The organism is Mesorhizobium calcicola, from assembly GCF_042682105.1.
GTDB lineage: Bacteria > Pseudomonadota > Alphaproteobacteria > Rhizobiales > Rhizobiaceae > Mesorhizobium > Mesorhizobium calcicola.
In genome coordinates, this window is the sequence record NZ_JBHUGY010000013.1 from 13,370 (window position 1) to 28,816 (window position 15,447).

The window sequence follows — 15,447 nt, forward strand, 5'->3', positions numbered from 1 at the left end:
TCGTTCGAACTGCCGCATTGAGAATATATCATGCTGAATGCCGGTCCGCATCGTTGTCATCGGAACGTCTTGCGCGGATCGAAGGCGTCGCGCGTCGCCTCGCCGACGAACACGAGCAGCGACAGCATCAGCGAGATGACGACGAAGCCGGAAATGCCAAGCCACGGCGCGTTGAGATTGCGCTGCGCCTGCTTGAGCAGCTCGCCGAGCGAGGCGGAGCCGGGCGGCAGGCCGAAACCGAGATAGTCGAGCGAGGTCAGCGTCGAGATCGAGCCGCTAAGCAGGAAGGGCAGGAAGGTCAATGTCGCCACCATGGCGTTGGGCAACAGGTGCCGGAACATGATGGTGCGGTTGGGCACACCAAGTGCACGGGCCGCGTTGACATATTCGAAATTGCGGGCGCGCAGGAACTCGGCCCGCACCACGCCGACCAGCGCCACCCAGGAGAACAACAGCATCAGCCCAAGCAGGATGAAGAAGCCCGGCGGCAGGATGGCGGCGACGATGAGCAGCAGATAGAGAACCGGGATCGCCGACCAGATTTCGATGAAACGCTGGAACAGGAGATCGGTCCAGCCGCCGAAATAGCCTTGCACGGCGCCGGCCGCGACGCCGATCAGTGCCGAGCCGGCGGTCAGGATCAGGCCGAAGAGCACCGAGATCCGGAAGCCGTAGATGACGCGCGCCAGCACGTCGCGCGCCTGGTCGTCGGTGCCGAGCCAGTTCCAGTTGCCGACGATGCAGGCCGGGTCATCAGCCCCTTGCGGAAACTGGCTGCAGCGCGTCTTGGCGTCATACTGCCAGGACGGCCTGGCCGGTGCTGCTTCCGGGATGGCGTTGTTGACGGTCTGGTAGGAGTAGCGCACCGGCGGCCAGATCATCCAGCCATTGGCATTGATCTCGTCCTGGATGACCGGGTCGCGATAGTCGGTGACGGCATAGAAGCCGCCGAATTTTTCCTCGGGGTAGGCGACCAGCACCGGAAACAGAATCTCGCCCTTGTAGGAGGCGATGATCGGCTTGTCGTTGGCGATGAACTCGGCAAACAGCGACAGCACGAACAGGACGAGGAAGATCCACAGCGACCAGAAGCCACGCCGGTTCGCCCTGAAATTCTGCAGGCGGCGCTTGTTGAGCGGTGACAGCCACGGCCGTGCGATCCGCTCCGGTGCCGCCTGTGTGGTGGTGGCCTCCGACATCAGACGTCTCTCCGCTCGAAATCGATGCGCGGATCGACCCAGGTGTAGAGCAGGTCGGACAGCAATCCGACGAACAGCCCGAGCAGCGAGAAGATGTAGAGATTGGCGAACACCACCGGATAGTCGCGCTCGACCACCGACCGGAAACCGAGCAGGCCGAGACCATCAAGCGAAAAGATGTTCTCGATCAGCAGCGAGCCGGTGAAGAAGGCCGAGATGAAGGCACCCGGAAAACCGGCGATGACGATCAGCATGGCGTTGCGGAAGACGTGGCCGTAAAGCACCTGCCGTTCCGACAGGCCTTTGGCGCGCGCGGTCACCACATACTGCTTGCGGATCTCTTCCAGGAACGAGTTCTTGGTCAAAAGCGTCGTGGTGGCGAAGGCCGACAGCACCAGCGCCGTCAGCGGCAGGGTCATGTGCCAGAAATAGTCGATGATCTTACCCGACCAGGACAATTGATCCCAATTGTCGGAGGTGAGGCCGCGCAGCGGAAACCAGTCCCAGAACGATCCGCCGGCAAACAGCACCATCAGCATGATGCCGAACAGGAAGCCAGGAATGGCATAGCCGACAATGACGACGCCGCTGGTCCAGACGTCGAAGGGCGAGCCGTCCTTGACCGCCTTGCGGATGCCGAGCGGGATCGAGATCAGATAGGAGAGCAGCGTGATCCACAGCCCGATCGAGATCGACACCGGGATTTTTTCCAGGATCAGGTCGAGCACCGAAATATCGCGGAAATAGCTGTCGCCGAAATCGAAGCGGGAATAATTCCACAGCATCATGCCGAAGCGCTCGAGCGGCGGCTTGTCGAAGCCGAACTGCTTCTCCAGTTTCTTGATGAATTCCGGATCGAGACCCTGCGCGCCGCGATATTTCGAGCTGACATCGCTGGCGGCATCGAAGTTGGCGCCGCCGCCCGCGTCGCCACCGCCGCCACCAAGCCGATCACTGCCGCCCTGGTTGGTCAATCGGGCAATGACCTGTTCGACCGGGCCGCCGGGGGCGAACTGGATGACGGCGAAGGATATCGCCATGATGCCGAACAGGGTCGGGATCATCAACAGGATGCGGCGCAGGATATAGGCGCCCATCAGTTTTTACCCTCCCCCTGTGTGGGGAGGGTCGATCCGCGAAGCGGAGCGGGGTGGGGGCCTCGCAAAGCAAGGCTGGCGTCCGCACCCCGGTTCGCCATCCGCGCTGCGGGCGGAGTGCTCACCGACCCTCCCCGCAAGGGGGAGGGTGAAGTGCTGCCCAACATCTCAGCCTTTGCCAATTTTTGCCGCCTTGCCCTTGTCGAACCACCACAGCGTCTCGACCGGAAAGCCGAAATCGGGCTTTTGCTCGAGAAAACCGAACATATCCCAAAAGGCGACGCGGTGATTCGCCAGATAGTATGTTGGAATCCAGTCTAGCCGCGCGCGCAAGACCCGGTCGAGCGCTCTGAGCGCGGTGATGAGTTCTGTTCGGCTTTTCGCCTTGCCCGCGGCCACGATCAGCGCGTCGATGGCCTTGCTTTCCGTACCCGGATAGTTGCGCTGCCCCGGCGTTTTCGCCATTCGGGAGTCGTAGAGTATCTCCAGCCCGTCATCGGTGGGCGTCGCCCCGATCGACCATGCGAGCACGGTGAGATCGAAGTCGAAATCGTTGTGCCGCTGTTCATATTGCGTCGAATCGACCTGCCGGATCGAAGCGTCGATACCGATCGCCTTCATATTCTCGGACCACGGCGTGAAAATGCGAACGATGCCGTCGTCCTCGGCCAGCATTTCCACCCGCAGCCGCTCGCCCTTGTCGTTGACGACGAAACTGCCGGTGCGCTTCCAGCCGGCTTGCGCAAGCAGTCTCGAAGCCTCGCCCAGCAGCTTGCGGTCATGGCCCGAACCGTCGGAGAGAGGCTGCGTCACCGCTTCGCCGAAGACTTCCGGCGGCAGTTCGGCCCGGAACGGCTCCAGCAGGGCCAGTTCCCCCGGTGATGGCAGGCCGTTGGCCTTGTAGTCCGACCGTTCGAAGTTCGATTGCGAGCGCTCGTAAGAGCCGTAAAACAGCGCCCGTTTCATCCATTCGAAATCGAAGCATCTGGCGATCGCCTGTCGCACGCGCTCATCGCGGAATTGCGGACGGCGCTGGTTCAGCGCGGCAGCCTGCATGGAGGGCGATCTCTCGCCGGGAAATTCCCGTTTGACGACCTTGCCGTCCTTCAGCGCCGGAAAGTCGTAACCGGTCGCCCATACCCGCGCGGTGAATTCCTCGCGAAAATGCGTATCACCTTTCTTGAAGGCCTCGAAGGCCGCCTGCCGGTCAAGATAGAAGTCGATACGGATGCGGTCGAAATTGTAAAGGCCGCGGTTCACGGCAAGGTTGCGGCCCCAATAGTCGGCGACGCGTTCATATTCGACCGTCTGTCCGGCTGCCACGCGTCCTATTTTGTAGGGTCCCGAGCCAAGCGGCGGTGTCATCGTCGAGGCATCGAAATCATTGACCGTATAAAAGGCCTTGGACACGATCGGCATGGATACGATCGCAAGGATGTTTTGCGCGGACTGTTCGCCGTTGAAGGAGAGGTCGAGGGTGACCGGATCGACCGCGACAGCCTCCGTCATATATCGCAACGCCTTGGAAAGGTTCGGATGTCCCTTGTCTTTGTAAAGCTTCAACGCGAAGACAACGTCCTCGGCGGTCAGCGGCGAGCCGTCGTGGAAACGCGCTTGCGGGCGAAGCGCGAAGCGGAACCCGTTGCGATCTTGCGACAGGGTGACGGATTCGGCAAGCAGGCCATAGACCGCGTCCGGCTCATCGAGCGCGCTTGCCATCAGGGAGTCGAAACAGAGTTCGGTGCGTGGCGGCGCGTCCCCTTTCAACACCAGGGCATTCAACGTGTTGAAGGTGAGGAAGCTCTGATTGAGGGTGGCGTTCGGCGGTGCGAAATTCATCTGGCCGCCCTTGGGGGCATCCGGATTGACATAGTCGAAATGCGTGAAGTCCGGTTTGTATTTGAGATCGCCGAAGGCCGACAGGCCGTGAAGTTTTACGCCGGTCGGGACGGTGGCGAAGGCTTTGCCGGGCAGCAAGGCGGCGGCAGCGGCAGCACCGCCCAATGCCAGGAAATCGCGGCGGGGCAGAACCGCCATCAATTGCCGCCCCTGTACTTGGCCGCCAGCGCCTTTTCCTTGTCGAGGTCGATCCACCAGGAATCGGTATCGGCGCCACGGTAGCTGGGCTGTTTCTCGGGGGCGCCGAACTTGTTCCAGTAGGCGAGCCACACCACGGCGCGGTAGTATTGCGGAACGACATAGTAGTTCCACAGCAGCACCCGGTCGAGTGCGTGGGTGGCGGCAACGAGGTCGTCGCGGTCGGTTGCAAAGATGATGCGATCGACCAACGCATCGACAACCGGATTCTTGATGCCGGAATAGTTTCTCGATCCGGGCGTGTCGGCAGCCTTCGAACTCCAGAAGTCACGCTGTTCGTTGCCGGGCGATTCCGATTGGCCGAGCATCTGAATGACCACGTCGTAGTCGAAATGAACAACGCGATTGATGTACTGGGTCTGATCGATGATCCGCAACGTGGCGTCGACACCGATCTTGCGCAGATTGGCGATGTAGGGGCTGGAGATCACCTGGTCCGTGTCGGATGAACCGAGTATTTCGAACTTGAACGGTTCGCCGGTCTTGGCGTTCACCATCTTGCCGCCCTTGATCACCCACCCCGCCTGGGCAAAGAGGTCGACGGCTTGTTTCAGATATTTCCGTTCCGACTGCGGCGAATCGTAGACCGGCAGCTTGAATTCCTGGGTGAACAACTCGGGCGGCAGCTTGTCCCTGTATTTTTCCAGGATCTCCAGTTCCTTGCCTTGCGGCAACCCGCTCGATGCCAGCTCGGTGCCTTGGAAATAGCTTTGGGTACGCGTGTTGTATCCGTAAAACAGTGTACGGTTCATCGTCTCGAAATCGAACGGATAAGTCAGGGCGGCGCGCACCAGCCGATCCTGGAATAGTGGGCGCCTCTGATTGAGCATGAATGCTTGCATGGGCACTGGCGACGTCGTCTTGAATTCCTTCTTGATGACGTCGCCGGCTTTGATTGCCGGGAAATCATAAAATGTCTTCCAGCGCTTCGAGCTGTTTTCCGGCTTGATGTCGTCCAGGCCACCCTTGGTGAAGGCCTGCCAGGCGGCGTTGTCGTCAAGGATATAGGTAAAACGCTCGGTATCGAAATTCTCGCGGCCGATCTTCACCGGCAGCTTGGCCCCCCCAGTAATCCGGAACGCGCTGCCAGACGATCTCCGATCCTGGCTTGAAGCTGGCGATCTTGTAAGCAGCGGAGCCGAGCGGTGGCTCCAGTGTCGACTTGGTGATGTCGCGCTTCTTGCCGTTGGCATCGGTGCCCTCCCACCAATGTTTCGGCAACACGACGAGATCACCCATGATCTTGGGCAGTTCCCGGTTGCCCTTCTGGTTGAAATGAAACTGGACTTCGCGATCGGAGATCGCGACCGCTTCGGTGACGTTGTCGAAATAGCGGTTGTATTGCGGGCTGTTGGCCTTCAACACCTGGAACGACCAGATCACATCATCGACGGTGATCGGCTGGCCGTCATGCCATTTGGCGCGCGGGTCGAGCCGGTAGGTCGCGGAGGAATAATCGGCCGGATATTTGTAGGCATCGGCGATCAGCGGATGGCTGGTGCTGCCTTCGTCGGTCGCCTGCTCCATAAGCGTATCGTAGAGCAGACCGCCGCCGAACCCGACCAGGCCGGCGGCCGGCGACCCCTGCACGATATAGGGGTTGAAGCTGTCATAGGTGCCGAGCACCACCGAATTCAGCGTGCCGCCCTTGGGCGCGTTCGGGTTGACGTAGTCGTAGTGCTGGAAGTTGTCGCCGTATTTGGACTCGCCGATCAGCGATGAGGTGGTGCGCCATTCGTCGGCCTGGGTCGCTCGCAATCCCGCCGCCAGAAGGGCTGCCGCCAGCAACGATTTGAGAAGCGTTCGGCCAACCGTCATGCACTGTCCTCTTCGCGCTGCGTGTCCCGGATCGTCCAGGAAGGCAATCTAGATGATTTGCCGCTCGTGAAAACCGCAATGCGCGGCTTTGTCGCTGCATATGCGATCTTCCTAACGAAAAAGCCGGGCTGAACCCGGCTTTTTCAAGATCGTCGAGATGACAATTTGTTTATTGGGCAGGCGCCGGTGCCGGTGCGGCCGGAGCCGCAGGCTTGGCGGGCGCCGCACCCTCGGCCGGCTTCGCCGGGGCGGCTGCTTCGGCAGGCTTTGCAGGCGCGGTCGCATCGGCGGCAGCCCCTGGCGCCGGCAACGGCTTGGGGTTGTCGGACAGCGTGCGCAGATAGGCGATGACGTTGGCGCGGTCTTCGTCCTTGGGCAGGCCGGCGAAGCCCATGGCCGTGCCTTTCACGAATTTCTTCGGCGAGGTGATGAAGTGGTTGATGTTGTCGTAGGTCCACTTCTCGGTGCCGCCCTTGGAGAATTCCTTCATGCCGGCCGAGTAGGCAAAGCCTTCATGCTCGCCGACCGGGCGGTCGATGAGATCCCACAGATCGGGGCCGACCTTGTTGGGGCCGCCCTTTTCGCCGGAATGGCATGCCTGGCATTTCTTGAATACGGCAGCGCCCGCTTCGACATTGGCGGTCGCCAGAAGGTCGGCGATCGGCTTGGCTTCGGCGGCCGGAGCGGCCGGGCCGCCTTCGGCGGGCTCGGTGGCTTCGATGGCGAAGCCGGGCTTTTCCGGCGCTGGCGAAGCAAACAGCGCATCGGACACAAGGCCAACCGAGAAGACCACGAAAACAGTTCCGAGCAATCCGGCGAGCAGCTTGTTGACTTCGTTGGAATCCATACGCCCCTTGCTCCCTTTTCCGGCGGACCGATCCGTCCACTCCGTCCGTCGGTATCGTCACCCGCCCTGCGAAGGCGGTCAAATCGGGCGGAAACTAGGTCTTTTGCTCCGGCGTTGCAACACATATAAGGGCGCTTCCAGTGAGACCTTTTGCCACTTTTCCCTTCCCCTTTTGAGACCCCTTGCGACGCGCATGTCCACGCTGATCCTGATCCCGGCCCGCATGGCTTCGACCCGCCTGCCGGGCAAGCCGCTGGCCGACATCGCCGGGGCGCCGATGATCGTTCATGTCGCCCGCCGCGCCGCTGAGGCCGGCCTTGGCCGGGTGGTGGTGGCGACCGACACGCAAAGCGTGGCGGAAGCGGTGCGGGCGCACGGTTTCGAGGCTGTGATGACGCGCATGGATCACGAATCCGGCTCCGATCGCATCCACGAGGCTTTGGTTGCGCTTGATCCTGAGCGCAAGGTCGAAACGATCGTCAATGTGCAGGGCGACCTGCCGACGATCGACCCGGAAATCATCGTTGCATCGCTCAGGCCTTTCGAGAATGCCGCGGTGGATATCGCCACGCTCGGTGTCGAGATCGTTCGCGACGAGGAAAAGACCAATCCCAACGTCGTCAAGATCGTCGGTTCGCCGCTCTCCGCCACCAGGCTGAGGGCGCTCTATTTCACCCGCGCCACCGCGCCGTGGGGCGAGGGCGCGCTCTATCACCATGTCGGCCTCTATGCCTATCGCCGCGCGGCACTCGAGCGCTTCGTCGCCCTGAAGCCGTCGCCACTCGAACGGCGCGAGCGGCTGGAACAGTTGCGGGCGCTGGAGGCCGGCATGCGCATCGACGCCGAGATCGTGCGTTCGCTGCCGCTTGGCGTCGACACGCCGGAAGATCTCGAACGCGCCAGAACCATTCTTTCAAACTGAAGAATCCCTTCGAACAGAGAAACTTTGAATCGAGACTTGGGCATGCCTGAAAAGACCAACAGAATATCCTTCCAGGGCGAGCCGGGCGCCAATTCCGACACCGCCAGCCGCAACGTCTATCCCTCGATGGTGCCGTTGCCGTGCCCGACCTTCGAGGATGCGTTCAACGCGGTCGAGACGGGCAAGGCCGATCTGGCCATGATCCCGATCGAGAACACCATCGCCGGCCGCGTTGCCGATATCCATCATCTGTTGCCGGAATCGAAGCTGCACATCGTCGGCGAATACTTCCTGCCGATCCATTTTCAGCTGATGGTGCTGCCCGGCGTTAAACGCGAAGAGATCAAGACCGTGCACAGCCACATCCACGCGCTTGGCCAGTGCCGCAAATACATCCGCAAGAACGGCTGGAAGCCGGTGGTCGCCGGCGACACGGCGGGTTCGGCCAAGCTGGTTTCCGAGGTCAAGGATCGCACCATGGCGTCGCTCGCCCCGTCGCTCGCCGCCAAGCTCTACGGGCTCGACATCATCGAGGAGAATGTCGAGGACACCGACTCCAACGTCACCCGCTTTGTCGTCCTGACCAAGAACAAGCAATGGGCCGAACGCCCGTCAGCCGACACCAAGATGATGACGACCTTCATCTTCCGCGTCCGCAACGTGCCGGCCGCGCTCTACAAGGCAATGGGCGGCTTCGCCACCAATGGCATCAACATGACCAAGCTGGAGAGCTACCAGTTGGGGGCTTTCACGGCGACGCTGTTTTACGCCGACATCGAGGGCCATCCGGACGATCCGCTGGTCAAGCTGGCGCTGGACGAGCTTCGTTTCTTCTCCCGCGAAGTGCGGATACTCGGCGTCTATCCGGCCAGCGAATCGCGTGAGCAGTGGAAGGTCGCGGATTAGTGCATGTCGCCCAAAAGTGCGCACAACGACATGCGTCAAACAAGGATTTAAAAGCGCGTCGCGGAATCCGTTTGGACGCGAACGCGCTTTAAATCACCGCGCCAAGCGGCACATAGTCGATCTCCATGAACGCCTCGACTTCCGGCATCCAGCGGTCGCGCACGAAGGCGACGTGGTCGGGATGGTCGTTGTATCTTGTGTAGGCGGCCTGGTCGGCGAACTCCATCGAGAAGCCGAAATGGTAGTCGTTCTTGGGGCTGACCTGCCGCAATTGCTCGAAATGGGTGACGCCCCTGATTGCCGAGAGGGTTTTCTTGGCGTCGACCAGGAACCTCTTTTCCTCCAGCGAATGCGCCGGATGCTTCAGCGTGAACACGACTGTGTGACGAATCATTTTCTGCTCCTGCAATGTCTTTCAGTTTTGGCTACCATCATTCGCTGTCCACCCAGGCGCGGATGAGGTGATGCGCAATGGCGCCTTTCGGTGGCGTGACCAGATCGCCGGGATGTTCCCTGGTCAGCATCAAACGCACCTCGTCGCGGGCGAACCAGCGGCAGTCTTCCAACTCGTTGAGGTCGGCCTGGATGTCGTCGTTGAGCGGTTCGCCGAAGCAGCCGATCATCAGCGAATAGGGAAACGGCCAGGGCTGGCTGGCATGGTAGACGACGCGGCCCAGCTGTATGCCAGCCTCCTCCAGGGTCTCTCGGCGCACCGCCGCCTCGATCGTCTCGCCCGGCTCGATGAAACCGGCAAGAGCCGAATACATGCCCGGCGCGAAATGCCGGCCGCGCCCCAGCAGGCATTTGTCCCGCGTCGCCGTTAGCATGATCGCCACCGGGTCGGTGCGTGGAAAATGCTCGGTGCCGCAATTTGGGCAATGCCGCTTGTAGCCGCCGGCCCGCATCTGTGATTCGGTGCCGCATTTGCTGCAGAAGCGATGGCTTGCATGCCAGGCGAGCAGGGCGGCACCTTGCGCCATCGCGCCGGCTGCCGCGTCGTCGATCAGCCCTTGCATATAGACCGAGCGGTAGTCGATCGCCTTGATGGTCTCGGGCAAATGCTCGGCGTCTATGCCTGCCGGCACCGCCAGCACGGGTCCGTGTTCGGAAAAGCCGAGCAGGACGCCGTGCGCTAAGGAAACCTTGAACGGCAGGCCTTCCGCGGCGCCGAACCAGGGGTCGAAGCCGCCGCTGTCGCCGAGCTTCAGATAGAGCCTGCCGCCATTCATCAGCAGCAGCCGCGCCGCCGGATCGGCGAGCGCCCTGTCGACGGAATCGTCGGCGCGGTTCTCGGACTGCCGGTCGATGGTGTTGCCGGCAAAGCCGACAAACTGGCTCGGCTCGCGCAACGGCGCGTCAAACAGGCGGAAGCTCATGCGGACTCTGGTGCTTGGGGATGGACACGGGGAAGGCTTATAGCGCCGCCTTGATCGTTTCGGCAAACCGGCGCAGGTCGGACCGCTGATAGGGCTCGCGCAGGCCATGTCCCCACACCGGGCCCGGCCAGCCGGGATCGCCCTCCGAACGCGCGATGACATGGATGTGCAGCTGGCGCACGATGTTGCCGAGCGCGCCGGTGTTGATCTTGGTGCAGCCGGTCGATTTCTTCAGCGCCTGTGCCACCATATTGGTCTCGAAGGTCAGCATCGCCTGGTCGAGTGGCGTCATGTCGTGGATTTCCTCCGCGCCCGGCCGCTGCGGCACCAGCAGCAGCCATGGCCAGCGACGGTCGTTCATCACCCGCAATTCGCACAGCCCAAGCCACATCAATTGCTCGCTGTCCGCCTCCAGCCGGGCGTCCAGCGTGAATCCGGCCTTCAGGCCCGGCAGCATCGGCGTTTCCCTTGCTTTTCTTGGTTTTCTCAACTCATGAACGCTAGAGCGGCTGTCACAGGGCTGCAAGCGAATCATTAATCCCAGCGGTTCGCGCCGGTGATTTGCCTGCGCACTTGCATTTCACCGCCGAATTGCCGATATGGACAGCGGGAGGTTGGTGGTGGACGATCCACTCGCCAACCGGGTCAGGTCCGGAAGGAAGCAGCCCTAACGAGCCCGGAACGGGTCATTGTTCCAGCCTCCCACCTCATTGGCCCTCTCGCGACATTGACGACGCATTGCAGCGCGGGCGAGACTATGCGCAGGAATAGGCCGCCTTCTGGCGCGGTTATTTGGAGCTTTACGGGCGCATGAGCGAAGCCGGAAATTCGGGAACGGACAAGGCCGCCGCCTATCGCGTGCTGGCGCGCAAGTACCGTCCTTCGAACTTCTCCGAGCTGGTCGGCCAGGAGCCGATGGTGCGCACCCTCACCAACGCCTTTGCCACCGGCCGCATTGCCCAGGCATGGATGCTGACCGGCGTGCGCGGCGTCGGCAAGACCACGACGGCGCGCATACTGGCCCGGGCTCTGAACTATAAAACCCCTGATATCGACCAGCCTTCGGTCGACCTTGCCGTGCTTGGTGAGCATTGCCAAGCGATCATGGAGGGCCGCCATGTCGACGTCATCGAGATGGATGCCGCCTCGCATACCGGCATCGACGACATCAGGGACATCATCGAGCGCGTGCGCTATGCGCCGGTCTCGGCCCGCTACAAGGTCTACATCATCGACGAAGTGCACATGCTTTCCACCCAGGCCTTCAACGGCCTGCTGAAGACGCTCGAAGAGCCGCCGCCGCACGTCAAATTCATTTTCGCCACCACCGAAATCCGCAAAGTTCCGATCACGGTCTTGTCGCGCTGCCAGCGCTTTGACCTCAGGCGCATCGACGCCAGCGCGCTGGTTGCGCATCTCTCCTCGATTTCGGCCAAGGAAGGCATTTCGGTCGACGACGACGCGCTGGCGATGATCGCGCGCGCCGCCGAAGGCTCGGCCCGTGATTCGCTCTCCATCCTCGACCAGGCGATCGCGCATGGCGCTGGCTCCGTCAGCGCCGACGCGGTGCGGGCGATGCTGGGGCTGGCCGACCGCGCCCGCATCGTCGACCTGTTCGAACATGTGATGAAGGGCGATGTGGCAGCCGCACTTGGAGAATTCCGCGCGCAGTACGACACCGGCGCCGATCCGGCCGCCGTGCTGACCGATCTCGCTGAGTTCAACCACCTCGTCACCCGGCTGCGTTTCGTGCCGTCGGCCGTCGACGACGCTGCGCTGTCGCAGGACGAGCGCCAGCGCGGCGCGGATTTCGCCAGGACACTGTCGGTCAGGGTGCTGTCGCGGACGTGGCAGATGCTGCTCAAGGGCATCCCCGAGGTGCAGTCCTCCAACCGGCCGGTCAGTGCTGCCGAGATGGTGCTGATCCGGCTGGCGCACGCCGCCGACCTGCCGACGCTGGACGAGGCGCTGAGATCGCTTGAAGGCGCAGCACCGCTTCAAAATGGCGCGTCGCGCCCCAATGGCGCGCCCGCGGGTGCCGGCAATGGCGGTGGCGCCAGCGCGGTGGCGCAAACCCGCATGCCATCTGGGCCAGGCGGCGCGCAGACCATGCGGCTGGTCGAGGCTACGCCTGCTCCCATCGCCTTCGTCGCGCCTCCGCAACCGGTGCTGGAGACGCCGCAGGTCCCGCTGAAATCGCTGGCCGACATCATTGCCCTTGCCGACGCGAACCGTGACATCGCCTTCAAGGTGCTGGTCAAGAGCTGCATCCGTCTCGTGCGCATCGAGCCCGGCCGTATCGACGTCGGCCTGACCAGCGACGCGCCCAAGATGCTGCTCAACGACCTGACGACGAAGCTGCGCGCCTGGACCGGCCGCAGCTGGCTGGTCTCGCTGTCGAAGGAAGAGGGCGGCCAGACGCTCGCCGAAATGGAATCGACCAAGCGCGAGACCGCCTTCATCGATGCCAAGAGCGACCCCACCGTAGCCGCCATTCTGGCGCGTTTTCCCGGCGCCAAGATCATCGACGTGCGCATTCCCGACGCGCCGGAAGCCGATGCGAACGAGGCCGATGTGCCGGTCGAGCCGCCGGCCGACGACGACGAAACCTGACCACAGCCACGAATCCGCAAAGGACCCGACCATGAAAGATCTTCTCGGCCTGATGGGCAAGGCGAAGGAAATGCAGGCCAAGTTCCAGGCCATGCAGGACGAGATCGCCACGCTGGAAGCGTCCGGCCAGGCCGGCGGCGGCCTGGTCAACGTGACGCTGACCGGAAAATTCGAGATGAAGTCGCTGAAGATCGATCCGTCCCTGTTCAAGGAGGATGATGTCGAGATCCTGGAAGACCTGGTGCTCGCCGCCCACAACGACGCCAAGGCCAAGGTCGAGTTGATCATGCAGGAAAAGACCAAGGCGTTGACCGCCGGCCTGCCGATCCCGCCAGGAATGAAATTGCCCTTCTAGCGCTCAATGGCAGCACGCCCATGTTCGAAGAGCCGTCCGAAAGAGTGATCGAGCAGCGTGTCCGCAACAGGATCTACGAGATCCTGGAAATCCTTGCCGATTGCGATGCCGGCGTCGATCTTGTCGGCATCAATGGTTACTTCAATCTGTTCGAGGATTTCGTGCATCGCCCGTCGATAGAGGCCGGCACGTCGGCGCTATCGAAGGACGAGCGCGTGATCGTGCTCGAGATCGCCGAATTCCTGGAGGCGGCCTGCGAGACCAATCCGGACTTCACCAAGGCCGAATTCATCGAAAGCGACTGGCCGGGAAAGATCGCGCCAACGGCCAGGGACGCGCTGGCGCTGTTCCTCAGACGCGGCCTGTTTTCCGAGAAAGTCGAGGAGGTCGAACCCGGTCAGCCGGTCTCGACGATTGCGGCGCGTTGACTGGATAAAGCCACGCAACTGTGCCAATTTGGCAACAGCGCCTCACCAATAACGTTTTAGCCATCATTTTGCCTGAAAGTGTCTCATTCTTGCCGCAGCCTGGGGGCGGGCATCGAAATGAGGGTTACCTGTTGATTGCCATGCGATGGAAGACGCCGCTGTTGCTCGGCGCCGTCATTTCACCTCTGTTTTTGGCTGCCTGCAGCCAGACCACTTCGCACGGCATGTCCGTTGCCAGCCTGACCGACGCCATCACGCCGAGTTTCCTGAGCTCCCGATCCTACAGTCACACGCCGAAGGACAAGGAATGCCTGGAACGGGCGATGTTCTTCGAGTCCAACCGGTCGAGCCGCGACGGCATGATCGCGGTCGGCACGGTGGTCATGAACCGGCTGCGCTCCGGCAACCACGGCAGCACCATCTGCCAGGTGGTGGGCGAGCCCGGGCAGTTCGCGCCCGGCGTCATGACCCGCCAGATGAATTCGCGGGCGATGCCCGATGTCGAGGAAGCCGCCGACGCCGTGCTCAAGGGCGAGCGCAAGGCCAAGCTGAAGAACACGATGTATTTCCACACCGCCGGGCTGCGGTTCCCCTACAAGAACATGCGCTACACCATGGTTGCCGGCGGCAATGCCTTCTACGAGAAGCGCGGCCGCAACTGGCAGCCGCTGCCGGATGAGCCGCAGGTCGCCATTGCTTCGGCGGCGCCCGAAATGGCGAAGCCGGTCGCCGCACCGGTGACGCTTGTCGCTTCCGCCGAGCCGGCGCGTCCGGCCAAGCCGGCAACCGTTTGGTCCGCTCCCGCCCAACAGGCTTATATGACCGCCGCGGTGGCGCCGACCGCGAAATCCGCGCGCGTCTCGGCGGAGCCGACGGTGGTGGCGATGCAGGAGCCGATGGAAGAACCGGATGCCGCCCGTTTTGGCGGAACCCTGAACACCCGGGTCATCTCCTCGATCCCGAACGCGCCGCAAGAGGCGTCGATGGGGTTCCAGTCGACGCCTGAGAACACCGACGCCATCGGCGCGATGATCGCCAGCCAGAGCCGTCCGCTCGAGGTCAACTGATCCGTACTCCATGGTCCGCCAGGCAATATGGCGGGTCATGCGGATGCGGGATGTTCCAAACCGCTCTGAAAAATCCTAGATCAGAGCGATGTCCAAGCGAATCGCCGGTCCCGAGATCGAACGCCTGATCCAGCTGCTGGCCAAGGTGCCTGGCCTGGGTCCCCGTTCGGCCAGGCGCGCCGCACTGCATCTGATCAAGAAGAAGGAGCAGCTGCTGTCGCCGCTCGCCGCCGCCATGGCCGAGGCGGCCGACAAGGTGCGCATCTGCTCGACCTGCGGCAATGTCGATACGGCTGATCCTTGCATGATCTGCACTGATCCGCGCCGTGATGCCGGCACCATCATCGTGGTCGAGGACGTCTCCGACCTGTGGGCGCTGGAGCGGGCGGCAGCGATGAATGTGCGCTACCACGTGCTCGGCGGCACGCTGTCGCCGCTCGACGGCATCGGCCCCGACCAGCTCAACATCCGCTCGCTGATCGACCGCGTAGCCGGCGGCGAGGTCAAGGAGATCATCCTCGCCGTCAACGCCACGGTCGAAGGCCAGACCACCGCGCACTACCTCACCGATCAGCTGTCCGGCTTCGACATCAAGGTGACGCGGCTTGCACATGGCGTGCCGGTCGGTGGTGAACTCGATTATCTCGACGAAGGCACGCTGGCCGCCGCGCTGCGCTCGCGGACGGCGTTTTGACGCAATTGGCGGAGAAGGATGCCCCTGA

General features: G+C 62.4%; 14 protein-coding genes, 1 other RNA gene and 1 pseudogene. 8 read left to right on the plus strand and 8 right to left on the minus strand.

The window, feature by feature from the left end:
- Positions 1-56 precede the first annotated feature (56 nt).
- The 5 genes and pseudogenes from ACFSQT_RS06075 to ACFSQT_RS06095 all read right to left on the minus strand — a co-directional run bounded on the left by ACFSQT_RS06075 (position 57) and on the right by ACFSQT_RS06095 (position 7,058).
- A complete protein-coding gene (locus ACFSQT_RS06075; RefSeq protein ID WP_379017492.1) occupies positions 57-1,199 on the minus strand; it encodes an ABC transporter permease in 1,143 nt (380 codons plus the stop codon).
- Positions 1,199-2,296, minus strand: a complete 1,098-nt coding sequence (locus ACFSQT_RS06080) for a microcin C ABC transporter permease YejB (protein ID WP_379017493.1) — start codon at positions 2,294-2,296, stop codon at positions 1,199-1,201. Before ACFSQT_RS06080 ends, ACFSQT_RS06075 begins: the two co-directional genes overlap by 1 nt.
- Positions 2,297-2,464: 168 nt before the next feature.
- Positions 2,465-4,333, minus strand: a complete 1,869-nt coding sequence (locus ACFSQT_RS06085; protein WP_379017494.1) for an extracellular solute-binding protein — start codon at positions 4,331-4,333, stop codon at positions 2,465-2,467.
- Positions 4,333-6,211 (minus strand): annotated as a pseudogene (locus tag ACFSQT_RS06090) (extracellular solute-binding protein). The gene ACFSQT_RS06085 and the pseudogene ACFSQT_RS06090 overlap by 1 nt, the downstream one beginning before the upstream one ends.
- Before the next feature lie 169 nt (positions 6,212-6,380).
- Positions 6,381-7,058 (minus strand): c-type cytochrome, encoded by a 678-nt coding sequence (locus tag ACFSQT_RS06095; RefSeq protein WP_379017496.1) that lies wholly within the window; start codon positions 7,056-7,058, stop codon positions 6,381-6,383.
- Between the two features lie 193 nt (positions 7,059-7,251).
- Here ACFSQT_RS06095 and ACFSQT_RS06100 point away from each other — a divergent pair, with 193 nt between their 5' ends.
- Together ACFSQT_RS06100 and ACFSQT_RS06105 are read left to right on the plus strand one after the other, a co-directional pair.
- Positions 7,252-7,980 (plus strand): 3-deoxy-manno-octulosonate cytidylyltransferase, encoded by a 729-nt coding sequence (locus ACFSQT_RS06100; RefSeq protein ID WP_379017497.1) that lies wholly within the window; start codon positions 7,252-7,254, stop codon positions 7,978-7,980.
- 42 nt (positions 7,981-8,022) lie between these two features.
- Positions 8,023-8,886 carry a prephenate dehydratase gene (locus ACFSQT_RS06105; protein WP_379017499.1) on the plus strand — a complete coding sequence of 288 codons (864 nt, stop codon included), beginning with the start codon at positions 8,023-8,025 and terminating at the stop codon, positions 8,884-8,886.
- Positions 8,887-8,974: 88 nt separating this feature from the next.
- On the opposite strand, the gene ACFSQT_RS06110 is transcribed toward ACFSQT_RS06105, so the two are convergent.
- The 3 genes from ACFSQT_RS06110 to ACFSQT_RS06120 are packed head-to-tail and all read right to left on the minus strand — an operon-like array spanning position 8,975 to position 10,719.
- Positions 8,975-9,280, minus strand: a complete 306-nt coding sequence (locus tag ACFSQT_RS06110) for a Dabb family protein (protein ID WP_379017500.1) — start codon at positions 9,278-9,280, stop codon at positions 8,975-8,977.
- Between the two features lie 37 nt (positions 9,281-9,317).
- Positions 9,318-10,262, minus strand: coding sequence for an NAD(+) diphosphatase (gene nudC / locus ACFSQT_RS06115; RefSeq protein ID WP_379017501.1), 945 nt, complete (start codon positions 10,260-10,262; stop codon positions 9,318-9,320).
- A gap of 37 nt (positions 10,263-10,299) precedes the next feature.
- Positions 10,300-10,719, minus strand: coding sequence for an HIT domain-containing protein (locus tag ACFSQT_RS06120; RefSeq protein ID WP_379017502.1), 420 nt, complete (start codon positions 10,717-10,719; stop codon positions 10,300-10,302).
- Between the two features lie 152 nt (positions 10,720-10,871).
- Between ACFSQT_RS06120 and ffs the strand changes: the two genes are divergently transcribed.
- The 6 genes from ffs to recR all read left to right on the plus strand — a co-directional run bounded on the left by ffs (position 10,872) and on the right by recR (position 15,419).
- An RNA gene (gene ffs, locus ACFSQT_RS06125) (signal recognition particle sRNA small type) lies at positions 10,872-10,968 on the plus strand.
- A gap of 104 nt (positions 10,969-11,072) precedes the next feature.
- Positions 11,073-12,875 (plus strand): DNA polymerase III subunit gamma/tau, encoded by a 1,803-nt coding sequence (locus ACFSQT_RS06130; RefSeq protein WP_379017504.1) that lies wholly within the window; start codon positions 11,073-11,075, stop codon positions 12,873-12,875.
- Positions 12,876-12,906: 31 nt separating this feature from the next.
- Positions 12,907-13,230 (plus strand): YbaB/EbfC family nucleoid-associated protein, encoded by a 324-nt coding sequence (locus tag ACFSQT_RS06135; RefSeq protein WP_379017505.1) that lies wholly within the window; start codon positions 12,907-12,909, stop codon positions 13,228-13,230.
- Positions 13,231-13,250: 20 nt separating this feature from the next.
- Complete coding sequence (locus ACFSQT_RS06140; protein WP_379017506.1) at positions 13,251-13,658, plus strand: hypothetical protein; 408 nt, start codon at positions 13,251-13,253, stop codon at positions 13,656-13,658.
- Between the two features lie 131 nt (positions 13,659-13,789).
- Positions 13,790-14,725, plus strand: a complete 936-nt coding sequence (locus tag ACFSQT_RS06145; protein ID WP_379017507.1) for a cell wall hydrolase — start codon at positions 13,790-13,792, stop codon at positions 14,723-14,725.
- A gap of 88 nt (positions 14,726-14,813) precedes the next feature.
- Positions 14,814-15,419, plus strand: coding sequence for a recombination mediator RecR (gene recR / locus ACFSQT_RS06150; protein ID WP_379017509.1), 606 nt, complete (start codon positions 14,814-14,816; stop codon positions 15,417-15,419).
- Positions 15,420-15,447 lie beyond the last annotated feature (28 nt).

What these genes read in the sequence shown, in the direction of transcription:
- ACFSQT_RS06075 (WP_379017492.1), bottom strand. Translation starts at nt 1,199, where the DNA reads ATGTCGGAGGCCACCACCACACAGGCGGCACCGGAGCGGATCGCACGG.
- ACFSQT_RS06080 (WP_379017493.1), bottom strand. Translation starts at nt 2,296, where the DNA reads ATGGGCGCCTATATCCTGCGCCGCATCCTGTTGATGATCCCGACCCTG.
- ACFSQT_RS06085 (WP_379017494.1), bottom strand. Translation starts at nt 4,333, where the DNA reads ATGGCGGTTCTGCCCCGCCGCGATTTCCTGGCATTGGGCGGTGCTGCC.
- ACFSQT_RS06095 (WP_379017496.1), bottom strand. Translation starts at nt 7,058, where the DNA reads ATGGATTCCAACGAAGTCAACAAGCTGCTCGCCGGATTGCTCGGAACT.
- ACFSQT_RS06100 (WP_379017497.1), top strand. Translation starts at nt 7,252, where the DNA reads ATGTCCACGCTGATCCTGATCCCGGCCCGCATGGCTTCGACCCGCCTG.
- ACFSQT_RS06105 (WP_379017499.1), top strand. Translation starts at nt 8,023, where the DNA reads ATGCCTGAAAAGACCAACAGAATATCCTTCCAGGGCGAGCCGGGCGCC.
- ACFSQT_RS06110 (WP_379017500.1), bottom strand. Translation starts at nt 9,280, where the DNA reads ATGATTCGTCACACAGTCGTGTTCACGCTGAAGCATCCGGCGCATTCG.
- nudC (WP_379017501.1), bottom strand. Translation starts at nt 10,262, where the DNA reads ATGAGCTTCCGCCTGTTTGACGCGCCGTTGCGCGAGCCGAGCCAGTTT.
- ACFSQT_RS06120 (WP_379017502.1), bottom strand. Translation starts at nt 10,719, where the DNA reads ATGCTGCCGGGCCTGAAGGCCGGATTCACGCTGGACGCCCGGCTGGAG.
- ACFSQT_RS06130 (WP_379017504.1), top strand. Translation starts at nt 11,073, where the DNA reads ATGAGCGAAGCCGGAAATTCGGGAACGGACAAGGCCGCCGCCTATCGC.
- ACFSQT_RS06135 (WP_379017505.1), top strand. Translation starts at nt 12,907, where the DNA reads ATGAAAGATCTTCTCGGCCTGATGGGCAAGGCGAAGGAAATGCAGGCC.
- ACFSQT_RS06140 (WP_379017506.1), top strand. Translation starts at nt 13,251, where the DNA reads ATGTTCGAAGAGCCGTCCGAAAGAGTGATCGAGCAGCGTGTCCGCAAC.
- recR (WP_379017509.1), top strand. Translation starts at nt 14,814, where the DNA reads ATGTCCAAGCGAATCGCCGGTCCCGAGATCGAACGCCTGATCCAGCTG.